Origin of the sequence: Mesorhizobium sp. M1307 (assembly GCF_040318155.1) — a bacterium.
Classification (GTDB): domain Bacteria; phylum Pseudomonadota; class Alphaproteobacteria; order Rhizobiales; family Rhizobiaceae; genus Mesorhizobium.
On sequence record NZ_JAMYLR010000018.1, the window covers coordinates 42,566 to 65,262 of the forward strand.

The following is a 22,697-nucleotide window of genomic DNA, read 5'->3' on the forward strand; positions in this document are numbered from 1 at the left end:
GGTCAAACGCTTGGCCGGACGAGCTAAAAGAACCAAGCAAAGGGGGAGGGGCATGGCGAGCTATTCGTCACGGGTCAGGTCGGATATCGCGCGATGGCAGCAGGCTGGCCTGATCGACGCGCCGACAGCCGAGGCTCTAACGCGCGACGTCGAGGCAAACGAACGCAAATCGCTGAGTTTCGGCTCGATCCTGGCGATGATGGCGGCGCTGCTGTTCGGCGCAGCTATCCTGATCTTTATCGCCGCCAACTGGGAAGTCATCCCGCGGCTGGTGCGGGTCGCGGCACTTTTTGCCGTTATCCTTGCCGGCTATGTCGGCGGCGCGGTGCTGAAGATGCGCGACCATGCGGCGATCGGCGAAGCACTGTGGATCGTCGCGGCGGCAGCGTTCGGCGGATCGATCGCGCTGATCGGCCAGATGTATCATTTGTCGGGCGACGAGGCCTCGGCCTTGATCACCTGGGGCGCCGGCACGGCGCTGGCGGCGGTGGCGCTGCGCTCAAACCCGCTGACCGTCGCTGCCGTCGGCATCGCCGATGCCTGGCTGTTCCTGAGAGGGTTCGACTACTTCCGGCGCACGGAATTTCCGCATCTCTTCGTGGTCATGGCGCTAATTCTGTTCGCCGTTTCGTTCTGGACGCGCAGCCAGGCGGCGCGCCACCTGATCATCCTGTCGGTGCTTTTCTACCTCGTGCTGTTGGCCATGGAATACGACACGCTGCAAGTCGCCATCCCGCTCGTTGCCGCATCGGTGCTGCTTTTTACCGCTGCGATCTTTGCTGCCGGGCCGGTCGAGAGGGTTTTGCAACTCGGCGGCAGGTTGCCCTTGCACGCGCTGATCGGCTTTCTCACCGGCCTGGCGATGATCCAATTCGAACTGGCGGATGAAAGCAGCTACAATAGCGGCTTCGCCATTGCCTCGGCTGTTGCGCTGGCCGGCATCGTCGCGGCGATCGTGCTGGGCGGCCGCGAGAGCCGGGGACTGCGCTGGGTTGCCTATACGGGCTTCGCCTTCGAACTCGCCATCATCTACGTGGTGATGCTGCAATCAATGCTCGACACCGCAGGCTTCTTCCTTGCGGCGGCGGTGCTTCTCGCCGTTCTTGCTTTCATTATCATCCGCATAGAAAAGCGCATGAACGCCTCGAACATGACAGGAGCGGCGGCATGATGACCGGCAAAAGACTGATCATCTCGGCGCTGGTCCTGGCGCTCGTCCAGATCGGCTTTCTGAGCTGGATCATCGCCGGACGCGCGGCGATCCTGCGCGATGGCAAGCAGGTCCTGCTCAAGGTCGAGCCGATCGATCCGCGCGATCTCTTGCGCGGTGACTACATTCTGCTCGGCTACGATATTTCGCGCATACCGGTGAAACTGATCGGCAACATTCCGGCCGGCAAGCTTTCCAGCGAGGAAACGTCGATCGTGGTCAGGCTGAAGCAGGGCGCCGATGGCTATTGGGGGCCGACCGCGGCTTGGTTCGGGCAAGCGCCGGTGCCCGCAGCATCCGATGAAGCCGATATCGTCGGACATGTCTTCGAGGGCTGGAATATCAGCCAGGGAGCAACGACGATCGCGCCGGATTACGGCATCGAGCGCTTCTATCTGCCGGAAGGCGAGGGGATGGCGATCCAGAACGACATGCGGGTGCGGCCGTTCGGCATCCGGGTGGCGATTGCGGCCAACGGCACCGCGCAGATCAAAGCGCTGGTGGATGGCGACAAGACACTGTTCGAGGAGCCGCTTTACTAGATCGCACTACGGCCTTGGCAATGATCCTCCTTCGCCAAGGCTTCGGAGGAGCTTCGAGTGGCCTGCCACCCGAAGCTCGAATAGCGAAGGGTGGTGCGGATGAAGGGACTCGAACCCCCACGCCTTTCGGCACTGGAACCTAAATCCACTACCGGGTGATGGGATGGTGCGGGTAGAGGGACTCGAACCCCCACGATTGCTCGCCAGAACCTAAATCTGGTGCGTCTACCAATTCCGCCATACCCGCCGATATGGTGACCTGTGCCACGTCCATGCCACAAGCCATGTCACAAGTTCAAGGCCTTGGCACCTTTCTTCGTGGGCGGTAAGGTCCCTTTCAATGCGGGGGGATGGTGCCGTGAAGAAGTATGCGCTCATACTGGCTTTTTTGAGCCTGATCTCTCAGAACACATTTGCTGCAGACATGGCGGGGAGCGGGCTAGGGGTGCTCACATGCGCCGAGATCACGCGGATGCATAATCAAGACGGCGGCACGGAGGTTTACACATTTGTTTGGGCGCAGGGATACATGAGTGGCGCAAACGTGGAGAGATTAGTGCGCCGCGAGAACACCCGGGATTTGGGGGCGGTGTCGAACAGTGGCCAGATAGCGTATCTGCTAAACTATTGTGACAGAAATCCGCTCGAACCCTACTGGTTCGCCGTGAAAGTCCTCATGGATAGTTTGCCAGAGCACCAGCTGGCCAAATAGTCGCAACTTCAAGCCCGCTTCTTCACGACCTTGAGCTTTACTGGTGTCGTCATCCGGTCGAGCGCATCGGCCCCGACCTCAAGGTTCTTCGGGCTCAGCTTCACGTACCGCTGGGTAACCAGAAGGCTGGAGTGATCCATCCATTCCTTGATGCGGTTCGCGTCGATCCCGGCGATGGCCAAGCGGCTGGCGCAGGAGTGACGGAAGACGTGTAGTGGCTGGGTCACGTCGAGGTATCGCCCGCCGAGGTGTTCGTAGACCTTGGTGAGCTGGGCCACGGCCCACTTGTATTTGAAGTCACCGAATGGCCGGTCGACGTTCGTGCTGTGGATGCGGCGGCGCTCCAGGGCCAGGGCGGCGCGCTTGGTGAGCGGGATGACACCGAACGATCCGTTCTTCCTGTTCTCCAGCCGCAGCCGACCACCGTGGATGGTCTTCCAGTCGACCGTCAGGGCCTCCTCAATGCGCGCCCCGGTGTCGACGAGGAAGATGACGAGGTCATAGAGCTGGTCGAGACCACGGTGCTTTAGGTGGGTCAGGATTGGATCTTCCTCGCCGAACTCGAAGTAGTTGACCGAGCCGGCGCTCTCGCGGAACTTCTCGCAGTACGGGACGCCGGGGATGATCTCGCGCTGCACGGCGACACGCATCATGGTGCGGCCGGCCGAGACCTTCCGGTTGATCGTGGCGTTCTCATTGCCGAGAGAGCGGCAGTGGTCGACGTAGCTGTAGAAATCGGCCGACTTGATCGAGGTGATCAGGCGGGCGCGGCCTAGGAAGTCGGTGAACAGCTTGCCGTTGCGCACGAGGAAGCTCGAAGCCTTGGCGTTCTTGGCCGACCACCGGGTCTTGGTGACCTCGTCGAAGAGATCGCCCAGCGTCTCGATCCGCCCGCCGCCTTGAACCACAGCATTGGTGGCCTCAGGCAGCGGGCGACCCATCTTGTCCGCATGGCGAGCGTCAGCCTCCCACGCCTTGGCCTTGGCCTCGGTCTCGAAGAACGGCCGGTGACGGACACCGGACAGCTTGACGTCGACTTGGAAGCCCTTGCCGCGTGGATTGACTGACATTATCAGCTCCCTAGGATTTGGATGAGGGTGTTGTAGACGCGGACGCCTCGTGGGGTCAGCTTGACCCGCTTGAAGCGCCTGTCCATTGCGTCTTCGTACAGCTCGATGAGGCCGTAGCCGTCGACAAGAGCCGGCACCTGCTTGCCCGTTTGGGGGTCCTTCTGGAGAACCTTCCGGGTCGGGCTGAGTGCGTCGAGGTTGCGAGTGATGGTGCCACCATCGCCTAGGTCGGCGCGCTGGCTGTATTCCCTGATGGTGAGGTCAGGCTGGGCCGCAACGTGGAGAAACAGGGCAATCTGGTTGGCCTGCATCTCCTTATTGAGCTTTCGGAACTCTTCGATAAACGCGATGAACTTCCGAGCTGTCTTGTTCTCCACAGGCGTAGATATCGTCTTGGTCATGGTCTTGTCCTCTCCCTGCCATAGTCATGGCTTCTGTAGGCTTATCCCAGTACCGCATCTTCTGCAACAGCGGAGATATAAGCCCCCGTAATCTCCGCTGTTGCGTCCTAACTAGGCTATCGAACTACGCTGCGATCCGTTCCGCCAGGAGGCTCACAGGGTAGGCGTTCAGCTCGGTGATGCCGCTGTCGATCAGGGCCTCAGGAGCGGCAACCTTGACGACCTTAATGCCGCGTCGGGCTGCCTGATGGGTGAGCCAGAAACCATCGCGCTGGGTGTCCGCGACGGGCTCAGACATCATGTCGAAGGCGCTCGGCAGCATCTTGGAGAAATAGCCGAGGACCGTATCGTACTCGTTAGGAACGTTCGGGCTGTCCCATGGCGAAGCGGGTATCTCAGCCTGAGCAGGGGGTGCGGCGGGCTTGAAGGAACCTCCGCTCATAACCGTAAGAGCCTCTGCAATTTGCGAGAGGTGATGAATAATCTGTACTGCATGCACTGCGGTCATCATGCTGTTCTGCTTTCCTGAGGGTGCGAGCGACCCAGAGCGGGGGCTCATGCCGGCTCATTACCGATCGTTAACATTTGTGTCTACGCGTGAACTGTCCACTTTGGACAGGTTAGAAGATGCTTGAATAACGAGCTGCTCAAGCTTCCCATAGAAGCCTTTGACAAGCGGCAGATCACTTCCGATTAGGAGTGGAATCGCTCGCCGGCCGTTTGTGACCACCTTCACCCTGCCAAGCTCCTCAAGGGCATGAATGTGGCGGATCACGGTGGTACGCGGCAGGCTGGTTGCCGCAGCGAGAGCAGTCACATCCATAGGTCGCCCTTGGTAGTTCCCAAGTCGGATTGCCATCAAGACGATGTGCATGTCCCGGCTGGTGCCGAGCTTGTCAAGTTCGGTGGTCAGGCCGAGAACCAACTCGATAACGGCCACCCGCTTCAATCTTTCCTTGGCTGTTATGTTCGGCATTGGCGTGATCCCTGCATTGGTCCTTTAGAAGGACGTAATGCACGGATGTAGGAGGCGCGAGGTTACCTTCGTAGGGTCTCGCGCCTCTCCTAACTATGCCACCTGCAGGTGGTACCGGGCGTACTTCTGGCCGGTGTGGTCCAGCTTCAGCTCGGTGATGATCTTGTGCCCGAGGCGCTTCAGTTCGAGGACGCGGGCCGGCAACTGGCGACACCGCAGCACCCCCTGGGCTTCGAGCGACGTGATGGCACCCTTGCGGCGCAGGAGAGCGAGGACCGACTTTGTCATGGGTGCGGTCGGTTCCTTGGCGTCGATCACCTCGAACTCGTCGGGGTAGAGATTGGCGGTGGTGCCCGTGGAGCTGACGGCTTCAACCAGCCCATGAAGGTCTGGCTCGGTGATGGTCACGGTGCTGCCCGTGGAGAACCCATCGGTGTGCTCGGCCCACGCCGGCTCGATGATGCGGATGCGCTGGCCTTTGAAAAATTCATTCTTGAGCTTGAACATTGTGCTGTTGCCTTTGAGAGTTGCTGAATATTTGGATCCCGGTAGACCGCCCGAACCGGGCAGCCGACCAGAGGCAAGGAATGTGCCACCATTAGTTGAAGCGGGAGCCGACGACTTCCCAATACTGGCCGCAGCGGGTGCGCCGCTTGGTCAGCTTGGTGCCGTAGGTGGCCGGCCGGTACTCGTCGAGGTAGCCACGGAGGAAGGTGATCGCCTTGCCCTCGTTGAAGAACTGTTCGCTGATGTGGGTCACTCCGGGTCTCCGTTCATGATCGCTTCGAGGGCCGCAATGGCTGCCTCAGGGGTTGAGCCAAACGCATAGATGCCTTCGATCTGCGCGTAGTATTTGGTCGTGGCGTCGGGCTCCCAATCAGGGCCGGTCTCGCCGACGATCATTCTCTCGTCAGGTGCCTGGGTCATGCCGCCACCTTCCAAGCGGTGATGCGCTCGACCTTCATCTTGCGGACCTCGACCTTGCCGCCGCGACCGGCCAACAGGCGGGCGACCACGATGGCTGAGCCCTTCTTGGCGTGGAACCCGAGGGTGGTTGTGATGCCCCCGGTGTACTCGGCGAAGAGGTGCCATTTGTTGCCCCGCTCGGAGCGCTCAGGCATTCTCTGGATGACGTAGGTTGGACGTGGGATCATGGTGAGACCTCGCGATAGGTTGTGGTTGGACGCCTGCCCTTGATCCAAGGCGGCGTGATCTTCAGGAATGTGCGGCCGGCGTAGGTGACTGTCTGGGTCACTCGTCTTCTGCCTGCCGCTTGTTGCGGCGCTCCCACTCCCTGACGAGGAAGGCGGGGACGCAATCTGGTGGTGTGTTGGTGATCTGGTTGCGCTCGATGACCTCGGTTGGCAGCTCGACCATGAGCGGAGCGACCGGCGCTTCGAGACCACAGAGCCCATTGAGGAGCCCTGCGAGATCGTCGCGGTCGTCGATGCGGAGGGTATAGGTGCCGCTTGGTGGCAGCCCGAGGGACTTGCGGTGACCCTCGGCGTCGGCCTTCATGGTGAACCACTGGCGAGCGACGTTGTAGACGATCATTTGCCTCGTCCCTCTTCCATGGCTTGGGTGACGTGGACCAGCGTGTCCGGCCCGATGATGGTGGCTTGCCGGCCAAACCTCAGGACCGTGTAGCAAGGCCTCAGGTCGCGGTGAGCGAGTGGTGGGGACACGTCCTGCGCCCCGTTGCGCCAGTTCTTCATTAGATGCGGTCCGAGTTGCTGCACTGGTTGACGAAGTCGTCGAGGTTGTTGGCTGCCGTCTCCGCGTCGGTTCGGCCATCATCCCCATCACGGATTAAGTCCCGAGCCTCAGCCATGGGTGCGAGGATGGCGTTCATGATCTCGTCGGCATCGGCGAACGTCGTGAAGTCGCCAACAGCCATCGCCAGCCCTTCCTCGTCGCGGCCATAGATGGTCCAGAAGACCGGCTTGGTGATCCCGGCAGCAGCGCGGCGCTGTTCAGCCTCACGCTCGGCACCCTCGGGTGTGCAGGCCTTGTCGCCGATGGTGGCGATGAACTCAGGCTCCCCGAGGTAGCTCTCGATATGGTCGCCGAAGTCGACGCATGGGCGGATTTCGAAATACTGGAACTTCATGACTGTGCCTCAGCGATGAACGCGGCGGCGCAGAAGCCGGCGATCAGGGACCAGAGGGCGGCAGCGACTGCGATTTCCATAGCGGAGCCTTTCGGATGATGGGAGAGTGTCCTTTAGCGGAGACGTTAGTCGATAACAAAGCCGGAGCTGTCGCGCTTGGCGTCATTGCCCTTGGCGTAGAGGCCGACGATGACCCCTTTGGCGTCAGTGAAGCGCATGTCGGTCTCGTCGCCGTCGATGACGGGCCGGTTCATCATGCGTGTCTGGCCTTCGAGGTGATCGCCTGTCAGGCTGTCGCGCAGCGCCTTGGTGCGATAGACCACAGCGATGTTTGTGCCAGTGTCTTTCGCCGCAGCGATGACCGCGTCCTGATAGCGTGGTGACGCCTCAGAATAGGAAAGGGTCAGCGAGTAGTTGGCCGGCAGCGCCTTAGAGACGCGCTTGTAGACCTTGGTGTAATCGTAGAATTGCACCTCAGGGAACGCCTCAAAGATGGACGCGAAGCGCTGGCCGTCGCGGTAGCAAGGATGCGCGGTTTCCCAAAGTATGTCCGACGTGCCGTTAAGGCGCACGGCCGGCTTAAGACCATGCTTGGCAGCCTTGCGAGCAAACCGACCGATATCCCGCACCAATTCAGCTAGGAAGGCTTCGCGGCTGGCGAGATATCGTTGCGTCTTGGCAATGCGCGCCAGATTGATGTTTGGCGTGTAGGAAGCGCGGCCAGCCTTGACCAGACAGCCGCCGCCATGGTTCGGATCACAGCCGGCCAGCGTGGCCATGCTGCAGAGATTAGCGCCGCCAGCCATGCGGGCCGGTGCCAAGTACATAATGGCGGTTACAAATTCGCCAGCTTTATCGCCCTTGATAGTCTTGGCGTTGCCACCGGAGCGAACCGTTGCACTGTGGAAAGGCTTCATTTGATTGGTCCTTAAGATGTTTCCAAGCATGTCCTTAGGACAAGCCAAGAAACACCATTAGGGAAACTTACGTTCCCCTTAGGTGTTTGTTGCTGGCCTAACGTGATGGCCGGTGTATGCTTTCCGATTGCTTCGGCGGTGGTCAGCTAAGACCTATTCCGCTCACGGGCCAGCATTTACAGGCCTAGATGCAATCCCTCACGGTCTAAGGTGCCGTTCGGTAAACCCACCGTCTTCCCGGTGTGTGTGGAGGCGACAAACCTCAGGTAAGCCCTTGGTGGGCAGTGTCGGCGATCTCTCTGGCCCTTGGCCCCGGCCGAAGCGCCATCCGCTCCGGTGTTTCTTTCTCCCATAGCGGAGATACACGCACAAGCGGAGAAAACGATAGATGCGGAGAAAACAGCAGATATGGCGCCTATTATCGGCTAAACCGTTGATATTGCTGCGAAAGAAAGTTTGAAGAAATCTTCGAATAATCGCTAGGCACCGCTCCCAGCTGGTCAAAATGCCGGTGTTTTGAGCCCTGTTTGAGAGCCTAAATCGCATGGATTGTGTAATGATGTCAGGCACATAGCGGAGGTGCTAAGGCCTTGATTTGGGGCGCCTTGCCGATCATGCTTGCCGATCATGCCCATTGCTTAGGTGGAAAACCGCATGCCTGCCCGCGCGTGCTGTATATGGGCCGGCATTGGTGCAACTGCAGGGTTGTGAATGTGGGCTTAGGTTGTGCTGATGGTTGTGATGCATGGAACGTTAGGCTATAGCTCACGTCATGTAATACCGTAACAGGCAAAAGCACCGATTGGCGAGGGAACGCCTAGGCATTTGTTCCTATGCCCTTCACATGCCCATTTGGTGCCTGTTTAGAGCCCCATCAGGCCCGCCCTAGGCCTTGCCATGGTCCTATGATCCAGTCCGAATGCCTATGAAATCAATGGGTTAGGTGCATGCTGTGGCACAAGCTGTGACCTAGGGTGCGACACAAGGCCAAATCGAGGGGAACCGAAGGGGGCACGGGGGGAGTCGCGCGCTGCCACATATCTGATGGGTCGCTCGGACTTTTGCACCAAACATTCTCGCCTGGTGGCTGGCGGCAGAGAAATTTCACCAGACATTTCGGCCTAGCTCACGCCGACTTGGGAGCGCCCTTCGCAGCGGCCTTGTTACGTCGCTCCTCAATGCGCGCGAGCTTTTCAGGGGGGATGGTCGCGACCAGTTCCTGAAGGTCCCTTTTCTCGGTGATAGCCCAGTTCACGATGAGACGGGCCAGCCGAAACAGTATCGCGACGGTCTTTGCGTCATCGGAACCGTAGAGCTTTCCGGCGTGAAGTACTTCATTTCCTGTCAGCCTAACGACATCCATGGCCAGAGTGATGGGTGTCGGAATGCCCTGCTGTTCGAGTTCCGCTATGGCATCCTCGAACTTCGCCTCCCCGGTGACGCTCTTGCAAAGCCCTTCAATGCACATTCGGAGCAACGCAGCGGCAGCTCTGGGGCTTGCGCCTGCAATTGTCGCCGCTTCTTCAAAGTCCTTTCTCACCTCTGCCGGCAAATCTGCAGGCACGGGATGATCGGACAAATCAGGAGGATAGACCAAGTTGCCTTCGAACCAGAGACACTTGGCGCCGCAAGCCTCGCACGTGGAAAGGCCAAGATCGCTGATCGACGCCTCAATTTGTGCTAAGGTCCCGCTTCTCTTTCCGTACTCCTTTCGGTACGGAATCGTCCACGATTGGACGGCAACCACGCCGCACCGAGGACATTTGAACTTTGGCTTTCGAAACTCGGGCTGGTGTTCAATCAGAACTCCAGGTTCGCGAAGGCCGCTTGCCGCCTCTTCTTTAACTGTCGACATAGACGCCGAAGGGAGTCTGGCCATTGATGGTTCCCGATTTCACACCCTAACTCTGCTCTACGACAACGACATAAGCAATCATGCGATTGATCGGAGACGAAAGCCCTTAGCTGCCTTACGTTCCCCCTATGGGTCTCCATTGGTTCTACCCTCCGGTCTGCGTAAGGGGTGATCGGCCCGGCGTGAGGTACGGAATCACCCACGTCGAGGGTGCATCCGAGCATCTCCTCAAGTGGACCAAGAGGGGACCGAGGTGGAACCTAGCGGTGCGCGTATGTGTAGCCGCACTGGCCGATGAGGTTCCCCCTGAGGAGGCCCGTAAGGCATTCCTAGCTGCTGCCAAGGAGGAGAAGATGTTCCTTCCTGATGTCTAGGGTCTCCTGGGTCCCTCTGCCCCCTAAGCCCACCCTGGGGAGAACTCCAAGGCAGGCTCAGGTGCTATCAGGTGGCACTGAAGGGTCACCTTAGGGTCCCTCTCAGGTGCCACTTAAGGGTAACCTTAAGGGGGAGAACCCTTAGGGTAGTGCCACTGTTCACCCTATTCAATCTAGGGGTATCCGAGGGGGTACAGCGAGGCTTTAGCCGAGCCTCACCGTTGCCCCATCCAGTTGGGACCAGACACAGCAGACCCTCCCAGAGCATTCTCCATGAACCTAGCCAGCTCTGCATCGAGCAGCTCAGCCTTACGCTGGTCAGCAGCCACGGTGGTGTTCCGAGACATCCATTCCAGCCAGTAGGCAACACAGCCAGCCAGGGCATCGAGCCTGTCGTCATGCGCTAGGGCACCACGGGCTCTGGTGATCCGGGTCATCTGATAGAACAGCCGGGTCTTGTTGACCTCGTCAGCCGGGAGGTTCTCCGTGCTGAGATAGTCCTTCTCGATCACCGTCTCGCAGACCACCAGCCTGTGCTGGTTCATGATCGGCTCAAGGGTGTCGATGATCCGAGCTTCCTTCTGGGTCTTCGACCACTCGGCATCCTCAATGAGGACAGGGTAGAACACCGCGGATTTGGCCCTCAGGAGCTGGGCGAACATGCCGTCGCCGAAGTTGGGCTCGACCTTGATGATGTTGACGCCCTGGTCGCGGGCCGTGGTCAGTATCTTGGTCAGGGTGTCGTCACCGTAGCCGGCCGAGCGCACCGCGCCCATGGCTGTCAGGTAGAGGGTGCCATGGAGCATCTTGACGACAGCCCAGGCAGTCTCGTCCTTGCCGCGTCCCGAGGGATCGACGAACATGGCTGAGCCTTCGTAGTCGAGGTAGTCCTTCTCGATGAAGATCGGGCGGTTATAGCGGTCACCGGGCAGCCCCACGTTGGGGAGCTTCTCGTGGACCTGTTCAGGGCCTGAGCCCCAGACCACAGAGCGAGGAGCCTTCTTCGGGTTCAACCCCATGACGATGAGGTCGTTCAGCTTCAGCGGGAACTTGTCCTCGTCCGAGAGGCTGGTGTCGAGCATGAACTGCAGGGAGAAGCCTGAGCGCCCATAGGACAGCTCACGTTCGCTTAGGTCGACGTCATTGAACCGCTGAGGGTCCGTTGGGTCACCCACGCGGCCACTGTCGAGGTCCAGCTCTCGGCCGATGATCGGGGCAAGTCTCGAGCCGTACTTGGCGCGGCGCTCCTCGTCGGGATAGCGGGCGGGCCAGATGCGGACGACATAGCCACGCTCGGGCAGCTTGTTGTAGATCGACTGCTCGGTTTGAGGGGTGCCAAGGAAGATGATCCGGCCACCGGGGGATAGCACGGCGTCGAACTCCTTGATCTGCTCGGCGAGCTTGTCGCGCTTGAGCTGGGTGTCCGAATTGTTCGGGACTTCGATGTCGTCGGCGATGATGTAGTTGGCGCGCGAGCCGGCGATCTGGGACGTGATGCCTAGGGACTTCACAGAGGGGGCGTGGGAGGCAGCGGCCGGGTGGACGTCAAAGGCTACCTTGGACATCCGATCGTCGCCCTGTGGCCGCAGGTGGGCCAGCAATTCCATCTCGAAGATCAGACGGAGCGTGAAGGTCGAGAAGTCGTCGGAGCGCTGCTTGGAGGCCGAGATCACGAGGACTTTGGCCTGCGGGTCGCAGTAGAGGAGCCAGCACACGAAGGCCGAGGTGACCCAGGATTTGCCGACGCCACGGAAGGCTTCAATGATGAGGCGCTTAGGGCCGTGCTGAAGGAATGAGGCGATGTCGTACTGGAGCTTCGTGGGCTCCGCATTGGGCAGGACGTGCTTCCACACGAGGAACAGGAAGTTGCGGAAGTCGTCGCGAATTGGATCTCGCTCCGTCGACAAATGTGTCGAGGAGGCCAGGGATTTCTTGGTCATCTTCTCCGGTGGTTGGATGGGGCCGTAGAGGCCGGCGGTAGCGCCCAGGACGAGCGTTGTGAGCTTGGGGGCTGTTGGGTTGCTGAGCGACCTAGCGCTCGTCCTGAGGCGTCCGTTAAGCCGCTATGAGCGACTCGATTGCAGGCTTGAAGGCGTCTGCCCAAAGCTGCTGGCCGGCATCGTTGAAGTGGACGATGTCGATGTAGTAGTTCGCGGACCAGTAGGCGAACTGCGGGATGTCGAGTTCCACGAGGCGCTCTGCATACGTCGCGTAGTTGGCGCGGAGCCAAGTGTTGTACGAGGTCCGATAAGTCTCCTGCTGCGCGGTCGCGGTGTCCCGGTAAGGGACCGTTGCGGCGATGAGGAGCTGGCTGGCGTGGATGCCGTTCGCGTAGCTCTGGAAGTCAGCGATGAGCTGCGCGTCCGTCCTACCGTTGGTGATGTCGTTGATGCCTGGGCCGCCCATGCAGACGATGTTCTTGGTGAACGCAGCATCGTACTGGTTGGTCACGCGACCGGCGACGTTCGTCACCATGTTGCTCAGGTACTGACCGCCAACGGCCATGTTGACCGCGTAGATAGGCGTCGACACCGACTGGATCAGCTTCTTCGTCCACGTCTGGTTCTTGGAGTGGCCAGAGCCCTCGGTCCTGCTGTCCCCGTCGAAGACGACCTTGACGGTGGACGAGGTGACAACGTTGCACTGAGCCTTGAGGGCTGCCTCGACAGCCAAGCATTCGGCATCGGACAGGGCTGCCGGATAGGCAACGTAGGCGATGATGTCGAACTCGCCATCGTAGCTGGACGGCGTGGTGGCATTCCATCGGCCGAAGCCCTTGCCGGTCACGTTGCCTGACACAGGGGCCGTGCCCACGAGGAACAGTGAACCGTTGACGCCGAACTGCTTGCCGGTCGGACCACCTCTCCAGCGGAGAACATGCTGGTTCAGAGGCGGCACCTTCCGGGGACCCGTACGAGTGTCGTTGAAGGGCGTGGTGTTGTTGCCCCTCAGGCCGACGTTTGCCGTCGTGGTGAACAGCGACAGGGTCGTCGCATCTGCCGGCATCGAGCCGAAGTAGTTGTCGTTGAGCGAGAAGTTTGGCGAGAGCAGGTAGAACTCGGTGAAGTTCTCTTTGGCGACGGTCGGGCCGGTGGTGCAGGCCGTGAACTTCGAGCTTTGGTTCTGGACCAGTGCTGAGCTGTCGAACGAGATCGACGGTGCGCCATTGTAGAGGACCTCGGGGAAGACGCCCGGCTGGTTGACCTTGGTGGCCTGCTCCTGATGGAAGCCATTTCCAGTCTGATCGTACCACTTGCGAAGCCCCAGAGCGCTGGCACCACGGAACGATGTGGCGGCGGCGGTGTCAAAGTACTTCGAGCCGAAGCTGATGTCCTGCTCAACGTCGTCGACGGCGCGCTGCACCCGGATCGCTGGGCCTGAGTAGGCAGCGACAAGCCTCGTCGTTCCATAGACGACTGCTGGGGCTGTCGAGAGCGTCGGCAGATAGGTCGGATCGACAACGACCGGAGGTGTCACGGGCGGAGCTGCGACCGAGGTAGAGGACCACAGGACGTCGCTTAGGACGCCCCTGAAGAACATGTAAGGGACGCCCATTAGTATATTGCAGCCACGATGGTGCCCGAGGTGAACTCTCCGGTCTTCACGCCAACGCGGAAGTACCAAGCCGAGCCGGACACGCCCGTCTTCTCAGCGGCAGCCGTAAACTTGTCGAGGTCGAACCATGTAGCGGCGTCCTTGGACCGCTGGACGGTCACTGTTGCGACGAATGTGCCGCTGATCGAGACGTCAAAGATGTTGCCGGACTGGATCAGGACAGCGGGGGTGAAGGTGTTCTGTGCGGTGATGTTCACTTAGTGTCTCGCTTGCTCGTCATGTTCAGAGCCGTCGAACGGGAGGCTCGCGGCGATGTCGTTGACCACCTTGTTGGTGTTCGGGGCGACGGTCGTGTTGGTGTCCTTGAGGAACTGTCGGATCACGTTCAGGGAGGCGGCGTCAGGGCTTAGCCGAACGATCTCGCCTTCCTTGTCCATGACGGTCTTGCCCTCGGTGATGAGCTTGCTCAGCTCACCAGCGAAAGCATCGAACAGGGCGCTCAGGGCCTTGTTGTCGGTCTTCATTTGCTGTCCTTACGGAGGATGTCTTTGGTTCTTCCGATGATCTGAACAACGAGCCAGATCGTGCCCAGGATTGGGGCGATGATCGCGGCCCCGTCAGACACGGAGTGGAGCATGGGAAGCCAGACAGGGCTCGCGACAGCAGAGATCGCCACGCCTGCTGTGGTGTTGTCCAAGATTGTGTTTCCTACGATGAGATTGGGAGCCATTAGATGGCCTTAGCGAACACCCACAGGTCGTCTATCTGCTCGGGGGTGATCGAGAAGACGGCTCCCATGGTGTTGATGAGTGGGTGCTTGCGAGAGAATGTGGTTGCCCACTTCCACTCGATCTTTCCCTCAGGGTCGTTGACGACGACAGCTTCGATGGCATCCTCGGTGATCCCGATGGACTGGAGGGTCAGCCTAAGCTGCCTTGGCGTGATCGAGGGCATCGCCGCGCGGCGCTCCTCAATCGTCGGATCAGGGGGCGAAGCATACGGAGCTGCGATTGCCCTGGTGGAGGCGTAGAGCTGCCTGCCAAGAGCCTCATGGTCACTCGGGGATGCGGTGAATGGTATCCACCCATAAACCGAGTGATTGATCTCCATGTCGATAGAGCCGATGGCGTTGAGCTTCGGGGAGCGATAATCCATTAGGCAATCCTCATGAACAGAGTGAAGCGGGCGTAGTTAGTTCCGGCGGCGTAGTTGTTCCGACCCATAGCGCGCCATGTTCCAGACAGAGCTGACCCACCCTTCATCACCACGCGGTCCCCAGATGGGGCATTATCGTCAGCGAAGGCTGAGGTGGACCCACCCATACCAGCAGGCTGGATAGACGAGCCTGCGTAGGTCCCGTTCTCAACAATGCCGGCGTTGTAGATGTAGCCAAGCACGGGTGAGCCAACAGCGCCGTATGCAATGCCAGCGATGGCTAAGCCGACTGCGGCTGAGGTTATTGTAGCGTCTGTGCCGGCTGGGCCTTGCGGGCCAGTCGGACCAACGGGACCCTGCACACCCTGGATACCTTGGTCGCCCTTGGATGACACGAGGTTCCAGTAGGTCGCATTGGTCGGGAGGTTACCAGTCGAGGCCAGGATGTTGATGTAGGCCGCGCCGTTGTAGGCGACGACATCCTTCGGGGTGTAGGCCGTCGGGCCTGCGTAAGCGCCACGCCAGATCATCCCTGGGGTGCCAGCCGCTCCGGTTGCACCAGCCGCGCCCTGCGCACCAACTGGGCCTTGAATGCCTTGGATGCCCTGAGCGCCGGCACCAAAGGCGATCCCTGCGGACCAATCTCCTGAGGTTGCGCTGAGCTTCCAGTAGAGAGTGCCCGTTTGGATATCGAGATAGGAGAAGCCAATAGCCTGAGCGTTGAACGCAGATCGGCCTGCGGTCAGACCTTTGCCATCCGGGGAGTAGTTGTCGCCGGCTGGACCTTGTGGACCTTGAAGGCCCTGCGTACCCTGAGGACCAACTGGTCCCGGGGCGCCTACATCGCCCTTGTCACCGGTCTCACCCTTGGGCATGTCCGCCGGGGAGTAGGCGCGGAACTGGCCCTCTGCGTCGAAGCCGAGTGCGTTGTTCCTGCGGCTTTCGATTGATGGGAACTCCAACGCCACGCGGCCTGCGTCACTGTCGGGAGGCACGAGAGCGCTGGCCTTCACAAGGAGAGCTGCGTCGGCCGCTTCCTGCGCCACATACATGGCCTGGAGGGACTGACGATTGAGGTCCACCGAGCGGAGAGATGTGCCGTCGCCAATGGTGACCAGGGGGCTGTCGCCGGGTGTCTCGCGGGCGATCTTGATCTTACCGGCGAGCGTCGGAAGGGTGGTGTTGGTACGGATGGAGAAAGGTCCAACCCACGCGAAGTCGCCATAGCCGACACCATCAACATAGACTTTGACGTGGTCTCTGGAGAGGTACGGGAAGCTGAAGGTGAAGTCCCTCGTGACGCCATCGGCATCATAGAAAACGAAGGACTTGATTGGTGAGGTCATTGTGATCCTTGAATAGAAAATGGCCCCCAGGGGTTAGCCTGAGGGCCTGCTTAGGTGACCGTTGGTGGAGCTATTTGCTGTCGCGTGGAGCGAACCGTGGGAGGTTCCCAACCATGGCGCTGACGGCAGTGGTGACGGGCAGCGAGTTGCCGAATGGAAGGACCCGAGCGAGCGCCCGAGCTTCCTCTTGCGACCATGCGCGATCCTCGGCCAAACCGGCGATGCCACGGAAGGCCTGCGCTATGTCGTCCAAGCCACCCGTCGTAGGGTTGCCGAACATCATGTTGCTTGCCTGACCGGTGGTGCGGGTATGGCTGAAGAGTGCGTTCTGCCCGGTGAAGTAGGCTCCGGTGTCGATGAGCATAGGAATGATGGACGACGCGCCGGCCCTTGCGAACGCGGCCTCGCCGATCTTGTCCCAGCCCAGCCTCTCTTCAAGGTAGGCATCCCTGTCCGAACGCCCGATTGAGGCGATCTTGGATTGGATGACGTAGGAGAGGCCGGCGAAGCCCATGGACGCGGCGAGTGCCTTGGCGGCAACCGGATCACGCATGTGCATCGACTTGAGGGTGTTCTTCTCGTAGGCACCGACCATGAACGAGCGGAACTGCATGAGCAGCTTGGCGGCGGGATGAGACATCCACATAGCCATGTTGCCGATGTCGTTCTTCTGGATCACCGTCGTGCCCAGGCGATAGGCTGCCTGACGGAAGGCTTCGGCTGCCTCTTTGTCCTTCCACTTAGCGAAGTGTGCGCGGGCGACCTTCTTCTTGGTGAGCAGGCCAGTCTTGTACTCGAAGTTGCCTGGTTCCTTGAACGCCGCGAGGACGCGCTTGGTCATGGCCGGATCGAGACCGAGGTCGGCGAACCGAGCCCCGCTGAACAGCTTGCCACCGTGCGCCATGTCGGCGAAGCGCTGGACGATGGAGGCCGCCGCCCACCTGTTGAGGGCGACATTGGCCGTGGTCAGGCCTGAGGTCTCCGAAGTGAACCTTCCGGCCACGTTCAGGGCATGCTCAGCCTTGTCTCTCCAGTTGCCTGAGGGTGCATCGTGGATGCCCGTCAGGTCGTCGAAGCGGTACTCTGCGGACGGCGTCAGGCGCTCGCCACCAAACCCTGACCAGACTTCGATGTCGTCGGCCAAGCCAGACCTGAGAATGCTCTCACCGTCCATGTTAACGACGCGCCTGAAGGCTGGCATCTGGGAGAAGGAAGCCTTCACGCCGAGGTGAGCGATAGGCATTCCGACTTCAGAGACCTGAGCGAAGCCCACTTGGTTCATGATGCGAGCGAAGTTGAACTTGCGGATCAGTCGACCCCAGTGCCCAAAGGCGGTGTTCTCGGCGTCGTTGACTGGCCGGCCCATGATCGAGCTGTAGGCGAAGTTGAGCCGCTTGATGTCGGCCTTACCCTCTGCCTCGGTGATCTGCCCAGCCTTGATGAGGTCGGCGTTCTTCTGGATCGTCTTGTCGATGAGCTGACGCCACTCACCATCGCTGGTGATGCCGTTGACCAGCAGCTCGCCGGACACAGGGTCCTTGAAGCGGTATCGGGACAACGCCACGCGACCCGAGGTGGGACGGATGTAGCGGTTGAAGTTGCCGATTGCGTCCTGCGATAGGAGGTCCATGACGCTCAGGCCCTTCTCGTCGACGGTGCCCAGCTTGGTCATCGGCGCGTTTGCACCTTCCAGCTTGTAGGTCTCGTCGAGGAGCATGCGTCGCTTCAAAGGTGCATCGCGGCCGGCATCGCTCTTGGGCGTCTTGAAGGACTTGAGCAGTGCGTCGGCGTCTTCACGGGCGAGACCGCCATGGTTCATGAGGGTCTGGACCAGCTCCTCCATGTCTTCGAGACCGACGTTGCCGTGGGCCATTGCTTCGAGACCGTGGGCGCGGCCGATGATGGCCTTGGTGAAGCCAGCCGCGAGGCGGGTCGCTAGGCCCGGTTCAATGTCAGCCTGGGCCGACTTGATTGAGCCCTCAATGAGGCGCTCGATGGTCCCGTCAGCGTAGTCGCTGTGGGCCAGGATGAGGCGCTGATCGTCCCAGTATCGGGGACCAGACCAGTTGGCGTCAGCCTTGATGTCGAGAGCGCCGGCCACAGGACGACCGACCATTCCTTCGCGCTCGAAGGGGTTCTTCATGAGCCCGAGGGTTTCGTGATACAGCTCCTGCATCCGCTTGGCTGTGATGACCACAGACTTGGGATAGCGGGTCGCTCGGTCGGTGCCCTTGTCGAACAGGTACTTGTTGATCTCGACACCAAAGTCATGCTCTGCGCGGCCAGACAGCCGTGCCTTGGCTCCGATGCCCTTCTCCTTGATCCAAGCCTTGAGCTGGGGGTGAGCCACGCGGCCCAGGTTGGTCGAAAAGTAGGTGACCAGACGGTCCTTGTCCTCGGACGCGGCGATGGCATTGACCATGCCACCCTTCTTGCCCACGCCGTCCTGCACAAGACCAGCTAGGCCACGCGTCACGACATTCTTGGAGGTGTTCAGGTATGCCGAAAGGGACACTCGGGCTTTCCCGAAGGCGGTCTCCTGCATGTCCTTGATGTCGAGGAACTCGAACGCTCCATCCTTGAGGAAGGTGTCGTTGAGTGGGTTCTTGGCTGCACCGACGGAGCCGGCGTTGATTGCAGAGCCTGACACGCTGTCCTCGTAGGAGGCGACCTGACGCTGCGCGGCGCGCTGGATCATGGCACCTTCAGCGATAGTGTCAGCCTTGCGCATGAGGCCACCGGCCAGACCGCCGACGCCAATGCCCATGACTGCGCCATAGAAGACGTCAGCCTTGTGGTGGTTCGGGTTGAACTCTTCCTTGATGCCTTCCGACGCCACGGCACCCAAGCCACCACCAACGGCACCCGCCAGGACACGTCCAATGCGGTAGCCACGCTTGGCCAGGACCAGCTCGGGAAGGACTGAACCAACCGCGATGTCGGTGCCAAGGGCAATCGGATCGAGCATCTGAGCGGTGATCTGAAGGGCAGCACCGGTCATCCCGGCTTGGCTCAATCGGACGATCCTATCGTTGTTGACTGAGGCAGCCTGAAGGTTCTCCTGATAGTGAGCCTCGGAGTGGCTGGTGTCGATGTAGTCGGTGTTCGTCTCGTCGACCGGCAGGCCGCGAGCAGCGAAGTCAGCCTTGATGCGATCAGGCGTGAGGATGAAGCCGGGGTCTTCCTTGGTGTCCGTGCGGTTGGCGAAAGGGTTCGTTACCTCGGTCGCCACGGCGTCCTTGGTGGTCTGCCATAGCGAGGGAGCGACCGGGTCGGGCAACTGGACCTGCTTAGCGGGACCCTCAGGAATCTCCATGGCTGCCGAGCTGAGATCAGGAGCGGAGCCGCTGTTGTACTTGGCCGCACGTGCAGCACCGAGGTCAGCCCGAGGGCGCTCCCAGTGGTTCACGAAGGCGACCGCAGCGGTCTGAGCCGAGGGTGCCGCCATGACTTTCGCCCATGCTGCTGCCTCAGGGCCTGCGTTCTCCTTCATGAAGAAGTCGAGCTGCGTGTTTCCGTCGTCGACAGACTTGCCATGAGAGGCAGCGAAGCTCTCTAGGTTGGCCTTCCTCTGACCATTCCACTGAGCGAGCCCGATAGCGTTGCCGTTGTCGCCAACTATGCCCGTATCAAAGCCGCTCTCGTCGCGGAAGTTCATCGCAACGCCCTGGGCGACGTGGGTAGGTACGCCGCGCTTGATAAGGCCAGCGACGACTTGAGCTTCTGTCAGCCTCATGGGGCTCCTTTGGTGAATTGAGGACCCCCAGGGGTTAGCCTGAGGGTCTGGGGATTATCGATTGGAGAGTGGGGAAGAGATGCGTCTGCCGGTCGGCTTCCACACTGGAGCTGACGCCCCGTCAGGGAAGTCGAACTTCATGATCTCGCCAGTCTTGCTATTCAGCCACCCGGTCTCGCCGGATACTGCTGGCAGTCGGGTGTAGCCCTTGGAGGCCGCACCACTCTCCACGGCGCTGTCTCGCAGCACCTTGGTCTTACGCTCGTTCTCCTTGATCGCGCCGCGCTGGCGGACCTGACCCGTGGTAACGAACGACATGTTGCCCTGGTCGTCTAGGACAGGGCTGAGAGTGTCCTTCTCGACGACGATGAAGCGGCCACCTGAGGGTCCACTGGTGCCGCCGCCTGCGGGAAGAACTGCAAGGTCGCTCTGGGATAGGCCGTTGCGCTGCATCACGAGGGGACGGTTCTTGGCGTAGTCGCCGAGCTGCTCGTCCAAGACCTCAGAGAAGTTGTCAGGGACATGCATGCCCTGCAGATCGAGCAGGACACCGTTGTACGTTGTAGAGGTCGCCTTGACCGCCTCAGAGGCCATGGTGATCGCCTTGTCCATCGGGACGCCGTTGGCGTTCATGATGCCTAGAGCGAGCTGTGTGACCCGCTGCTCGGCCACCGCGGAATTGGCGGGCTTGGTGTCGTTGGTGCCCCAGAACCAACCCGGCTTGGAGCCCAGGCTGTTGACCGCCGCGCGGACCTGTTCGTGCTGCTTAGGCGATATGCCTGGCAGTCCCTCAGAGCTGATCTTGGTGGCCCTTGTGGCGAAGTTGATGGCTTCCGAGCTGTCCATGCCGAGGTACTGCTGACCAGCCAGATAGGTCTCGGCGAAGTCGCGGTCCTTCTCGTCCTTAGCGTGGGACAGAAGGGACTGGGTGCTTTCGTTGCGGAGCCACTTGTAGGCTTCGAGCTTGCTGACCAGCTTCTTCTCAGCTTCGGGGTCCTGGCTGATGCCGGCGTTCGCCATCTGGAAGATGCCAGAGACTTGCTTCTCCAGCTCGGGGTCGTTCTTGTTGCCCATTCGGAAGACGCGAAGCTCACGAGACATCCGTTCAGTCCCGGTCTCCCGGTTCTTCTCGGCGATCTGGGCACTGGTCTTCATGTAGCGGTAGATGACATCGTCGCGCTGGCTGTCGGCCGTGATGACCTTCTCCTCGCCAGTGATCGGTGAGGTGTAGCGCCGTTCCTCAATGCCATCGAGATTTCCAGTGGCCATGAGTTCAGCGTTCTGGGCTGCCACCCCGTCGAGGAAGACTCCCTCTGCCTTCTTGCCAATCGCCTTGCGGGCAACTTCCTGGATTTGCAGGATGCGGTCGCGCTGAGCTGGATCTTGGGCGAGCGAGGTAGTTGCGCCGCCACGGCCCTTACGGGTCGCAGAGATGAGCGCTAGGGCCACCTCAGGCTGCGTCTCGGCACGACGTGCGGCTGCGTTCAGGCGTTCCTGATCGAGCTTGTCGAAGTCGACACCAAGGACACCATCCTTGCCGAGTGAGGCATAGCTGCTCATGACATCCTTGGCGATGTCGTCAGGGTCTCGGCCGTTCTGGATGCCAGCGTTGATGACGGTGTCGAAGCCTGCGAAGGCTGCACCGAGCTGGTCCTTGTTGAAGGCGTCGACCTTGCGGTTCTCGACCACGCCCTGAGCCTGCTGACGGCCCTGGTCCATCTGACGGAGGTACTGTGCGACGAAGTTGGGATCGTTGCCGTACTTCTCCATGTCAGCCTTGATGGCCTCGGCGTACAGCTTGTCGGGATCGCCAGTCCAGTCGTGGGTCGTGTTGAGGGTGTTCTGCAGCTCAGCCGCGCGGCTCTGGCCATAGGACGAGCCCCACAGGGAACCCATGCCCTTCTGGACGAAGTCGTTGGCGTAGGCCGGCATCTGGCCACCCTCAACAGCCTTGCGCTGCTCCTCGATGGTCATGCCCGAGAACTTCTTCTGGGCCGCCATCAGCTCCAGCTCATTGGACTTTGACTTGTCCTGAGTGACCGCAGCGTAACGGCCGAGGGAGCCAGAGAAGGAACCAAGAGCGTCCACTAGGCGGGCTAGGTTCTGATCCTCCGGTGGGCGAGGTGGGGCGACGTATGTGTCGGTTATATTCTGGGCAGGCTGGAGCCGGATGTCAGACCGCAGCTCGTCAACTTGTACGCGGCCTTGAGCCATTGGTTATCCTTTGGATTTGAATTGGGTCCAGGCGTCTACGCCCGAGCCGAGGATGCGGATTGCCGCGTCGGCGAATGACGGCCTCTGGCCCTGGTCGACGGAATTGATGCGCCCCTCGGCTGTCGCCCTGGTGCTGTCCATCTGGTCCCTTAGGGCACTGGCGTTCATCTGAGCGTTGTTGGCTAGGGTTCGCTCGTATCGACCCTGCTGGCCATAGTAGTCGGCGATCAGGCCGTCGACGGAGAGACCCATGACGCCGGCTTCACCAGCCGCGACGGAGGCAGTTGCCCGACCCTTCATCGCTTCGATGTTTAGGTTCTGAAGCTCCTGGCCCGAGGCAGCATCATCTTGGAGCTGGCGGTTCTGGATCGAGGCGAAGCTATTCGCGGCTGCCTTGTTCGCGGCATCGCGGTTGTTGTGGTACATTTCCTGCTGAGCTTCGTACTGCTGCTGCTGGCCGGCGTATCCGAGGATCGATCCGAACGCAGAGACAGCCACGCTCAGGATAGCTGGGCACATGGGCT

At 60.6% G+C, this 22,697-nt stretch carries 27 protein-coding genes and 1 tRNA gene; 4 read left to right on the forward strand and 24 right to left on the reverse strand.

Annotation, left to right across the window (positions count from 1 at the left end; all coding sequences use genetic code 11):
• The first annotated feature begins 52 nt into the window (after positions 1 to 52).
• The gene (locus NKH16_RS20000) at positions 53 to 1,171 is read left to right on the forward strand and encodes a DUF2157 domain-containing protein (protein WP_352744634.1); all 1,119 of its coding nucleotides are present in this window, start codon (positions 53 to 55) and stop codon (positions 1,169 to 1,171) included.
• The gene (locus NKH16_RS20005) at positions 1,168 to 1,752 is read left to right on the forward strand and encodes a GDYXXLXY domain-containing protein (protein ID WP_352744632.1); all 585 of its coding nucleotides are present in this window, start codon (positions 1,168 to 1,170) and stop codon (positions 1,750 to 1,752) included. The genes NKH16_RS20000 and NKH16_RS20005 overlap by 4 nt, the downstream gene beginning before the upstream one ends.
• A gap of 164 nt (positions 1,753 to 1,916) precedes the next feature.
• Here the strand turns inward: NKH16_RS20005 and NKH16_RS20010 are convergent.
• A tRNA-Leu gene (locus NKH16_RS20010) sits at positions 1,917 to 1,999 on the reverse strand.
• A gap of 111 nt (positions 2,000 to 2,110) precedes the next feature.
• On the opposite strand from NKH16_RS20010, the gene NKH16_RS20015 reads away from it, so the two are divergent.
• A complete protein-coding gene (locus tag NKH16_RS20015; RefSeq protein WP_352901346.1) occupies positions 2,111 to 2,464 on the forward strand; it encodes a hypothetical protein in 354 nt (117 codons plus the stop codon).
• Between the two features lie 8 nt (positions 2,465 to 2,472).
• Here the strand turns inward: NKH16_RS20015 and NKH16_RS20020 are convergent, their stop codons facing one another.
• The 13 genes from NKH16_RS20020 to NKH16_RS20080 form a co-directional block, all read right to left on the reverse strand.
• Positions 2,473 to 3,534 (reverse strand): tyrosine-type recombinase/integrase, encoded by a 1,062-nt coding sequence (locus tag NKH16_RS20020; RefSeq protein WP_352901348.1) that lies wholly within the window; start codon positions 3,532 to 3,534, stop codon positions 2,473 to 2,475.
• Between the two features lie 2 nt (positions 3,535 to 3,536).
• The gene (locus NKH16_RS20025) at positions 3,537 to 3,935 is read right to left on the reverse strand and encodes a winged helix DNA-binding protein (RefSeq protein WP_352704426.1); all 399 of its coding nucleotides are present in this window, start codon (positions 3,933 to 3,935) and stop codon (positions 3,537 to 3,539) included.
• A gap of 124 nt (positions 3,936 to 4,059) precedes the next feature.
• Positions 4,060 to 4,446 carry a hypothetical protein gene (locus tag NKH16_RS20030; protein ID WP_352901351.1) on the reverse strand — a complete coding sequence of 129 codons (387 nt, stop codon included), beginning with the start codon at positions 4,444 to 4,446 and terminating at the stop codon, positions 4,060 to 4,062.
• A 57-nt stretch (positions 4,447 to 4,503) separates the two neighbouring features.
• The gene (locus tag NKH16_RS20035) at positions 4,504 to 4,911 is read right to left on the reverse strand and encodes a helix-turn-helix domain-containing protein (protein WP_352901354.1); all 408 of its coding nucleotides are present in this window, start codon (positions 4,909 to 4,911) and stop codon (positions 4,504 to 4,506) included.
• A 93-nt stretch (positions 4,912 to 5,004) separates the two neighbouring features.
• Complete coding sequence (locus tag NKH16_RS20040) at positions 5,005 to 5,418, reverse strand: helix-turn-helix domain-containing protein (RefSeq protein WP_352901357.1); 414 nt, start codon at positions 5,416 to 5,418, stop codon at positions 5,005 to 5,007.
• A 91-nt stretch (positions 5,419 to 5,509) separates the two neighbouring features.
• Entirely contained in the window at positions 5,510 to 5,671 is a 162-nt protein-coding gene (locus tag NKH16_RS20045; protein ID WP_352901359.1) for a hypothetical protein, read from the reverse strand.
• Positions 5,668 to 5,838, reverse strand: coding sequence for a hypothetical protein (locus tag NKH16_RS20050; RefSeq protein ID WP_352901362.1), 171 nt, complete (start codon positions 5,836 to 5,838; stop codon positions 5,668 to 5,670). Before NKH16_RS20050 ends, NKH16_RS20045 begins: the two co-directional genes overlap by 4 nt.
• On the reverse strand, positions 5,835 to 6,065 hold the full coding sequence (locus NKH16_RS20055) for a hypothetical protein (protein WP_352901365.1): 231 nt from the start codon (positions 6,063 to 6,065) through the stop codon (positions 5,835 to 5,837). Before NKH16_RS20055 ends, NKH16_RS20050 begins: the two co-directional genes overlap by 4 nt.
• Before the next feature lie 97 nt (positions 6,066 to 6,162).
• Entirely contained in the window at positions 6,163 to 6,465 is a 303-nt protein-coding gene (locus tag NKH16_RS20060; RefSeq protein WP_352901368.1) for a hypothetical protein, read from the reverse strand.
• Positions 6,462 to 6,626 carry a hypothetical protein gene (locus NKH16_RS20065; protein WP_352901371.1) on the reverse strand — a complete coding sequence of 55 codons (165 nt, stop codon included), beginning with the start codon at positions 6,624 to 6,626 and terminating at the stop codon, positions 6,462 to 6,464. The genes NKH16_RS20060 and NKH16_RS20065 overlap by 4 nt, the downstream gene beginning before the upstream one ends.
• Positions 6,626 to 7,021: a hypothetical protein gene (locus NKH16_RS20070; protein ID WP_352901374.1), complete on the reverse strand. Its 396-nt coding sequence runs from the start codon at positions 7,019 to 7,021 to the stop codon at positions 6,626 to 6,628. Before NKH16_RS20070 ends, NKH16_RS20065 begins: the two co-directional genes overlap by 1 nt.
• Positions 7,022 to 7,146: 125 nt before the next feature.
• Complete coding sequence (locus tag NKH16_RS20075) at positions 7,147 to 7,938, reverse strand: GP88 family protein (protein WP_352901377.1); 792 nt, start codon at positions 7,936 to 7,938, stop codon at positions 7,147 to 7,149.
• Between the two features lie 1,126 nt (positions 7,939 to 9,064).
• Positions 9,065 to 9,817 (reverse strand): DUF4145 domain-containing protein, encoded by a 753-nt coding sequence (locus tag NKH16_RS20080; RefSeq protein WP_352901379.1) that lies wholly within the window; start codon positions 9,815 to 9,817, stop codon positions 9,065 to 9,067.
• A gap of 104 nt (positions 9,818 to 9,921) precedes the next feature.
• Between NKH16_RS20080 and NKH16_RS20085 the strand changes: the two genes are divergently transcribed.
• Positions 9,922 to 10,167 (forward strand): DUF982 domain-containing protein, encoded by a 246-nt coding sequence (locus tag NKH16_RS20085; protein ID WP_352901382.1) that lies wholly within the window; start codon positions 9,922 to 9,924, stop codon positions 10,165 to 10,167.
• A 215-nt stretch (positions 10,168 to 10,382) separates the two neighbouring features.
• Here the strand turns inward: NKH16_RS20085 and terL are convergent, their stop codons facing one another.
• The 10 genes from terL to NKH16_RS20135 all read right to left on the reverse strand — a co-directional run bounded on the left by terL (position 10,383) and on the right by NKH16_RS20135 (position 22,692).
• Entirely contained in the window at positions 10,383 to 12,107 is a 1,725-nt protein-coding gene (gene terL / locus NKH16_RS20090; RefSeq protein WP_352901385.1) for a phage terminase large subunit, read from the reverse strand.
• Between the two features lie 115 nt (positions 12,108 to 12,222).
• Positions 12,223 to 13,644, reverse strand: a complete 1,422-nt coding sequence (locus tag NKH16_RS20095; protein ID WP_352901388.1) for an SGNH/GDSL hydrolase family protein — start codon at positions 13,642 to 13,644, stop codon at positions 12,223 to 12,225.
• A gap of 77 nt (positions 13,645 to 13,721) precedes the next feature.
• Complete coding sequence (locus NKH16_RS20100; RefSeq protein WP_352901391.1) at positions 13,722 to 13,979, reverse strand: hypothetical protein; 258 nt, start codon at positions 13,977 to 13,979, stop codon at positions 13,722 to 13,724.
• Positions 13,980 to 14,246, reverse strand: a complete 267-nt coding sequence (locus tag NKH16_RS20105; protein WP_352901394.1) for a DNA packaging protein — start codon at positions 14,244 to 14,246, stop codon at positions 13,980 to 13,982.
• Positions 14,243 to 14,419, reverse strand: a complete 177-nt coding sequence (locus NKH16_RS20110; RefSeq protein WP_352901397.1) for a hypothetical protein — start codon at positions 14,417 to 14,419, stop codon at positions 14,243 to 14,245. Before NKH16_RS20110 ends, NKH16_RS20105 begins: the two co-directional genes overlap by 4 nt.
• A 32-nt stretch (positions 14,420 to 14,451) precedes the next feature.
• On the reverse strand, positions 14,452 to 14,877 hold the full coding sequence (locus NKH16_RS20115; RefSeq protein WP_352901400.1) for a hypothetical protein: 426 nt from the start codon (positions 14,875 to 14,877) through the stop codon (positions 14,452 to 14,454).
• A complete protein-coding gene (locus tag NKH16_RS20120) occupies positions 14,877 to 16,223 on the reverse strand; it encodes a phage tail fiber domain-containing protein (protein WP_352901403.1) in 1,347 nt (448 codons plus the stop codon). Before NKH16_RS20120 ends, NKH16_RS20115 begins: the two co-directional genes overlap by 1 nt.
• 70 nt (positions 16,224 to 16,293) lie before the next feature.
• On the reverse strand, positions 16,294 to 19,959 hold the full coding sequence (locus NKH16_RS20125) for a phage tail tip lysozyme (protein ID WP_352901405.1): 3,666 nt from the start codon (positions 19,957 to 19,959) through the stop codon (positions 16,294 to 16,296).
• Between the two features lie 54 nt (positions 19,960 to 20,013).
• Complete coding sequence (locus NKH16_RS20130) at positions 20,014 to 21,960, reverse strand: hypothetical protein (protein ID WP_352901408.1); 1,947 nt, start codon at positions 21,958 to 21,960, stop codon at positions 20,014 to 20,016.
• 216 nt (positions 21,961 to 22,176) lie between these two features.
• Complete coding sequence (locus tag NKH16_RS20135) at positions 22,177 to 22,692, reverse strand: virion core protein, T7 gp14 family (protein ID WP_352704384.1); 516 nt, start codon at positions 22,690 to 22,692, stop codon at positions 22,177 to 22,179.
• Between the last annotated feature and the right edge of the window lie 5 nt (positions 22,693 to 22,697).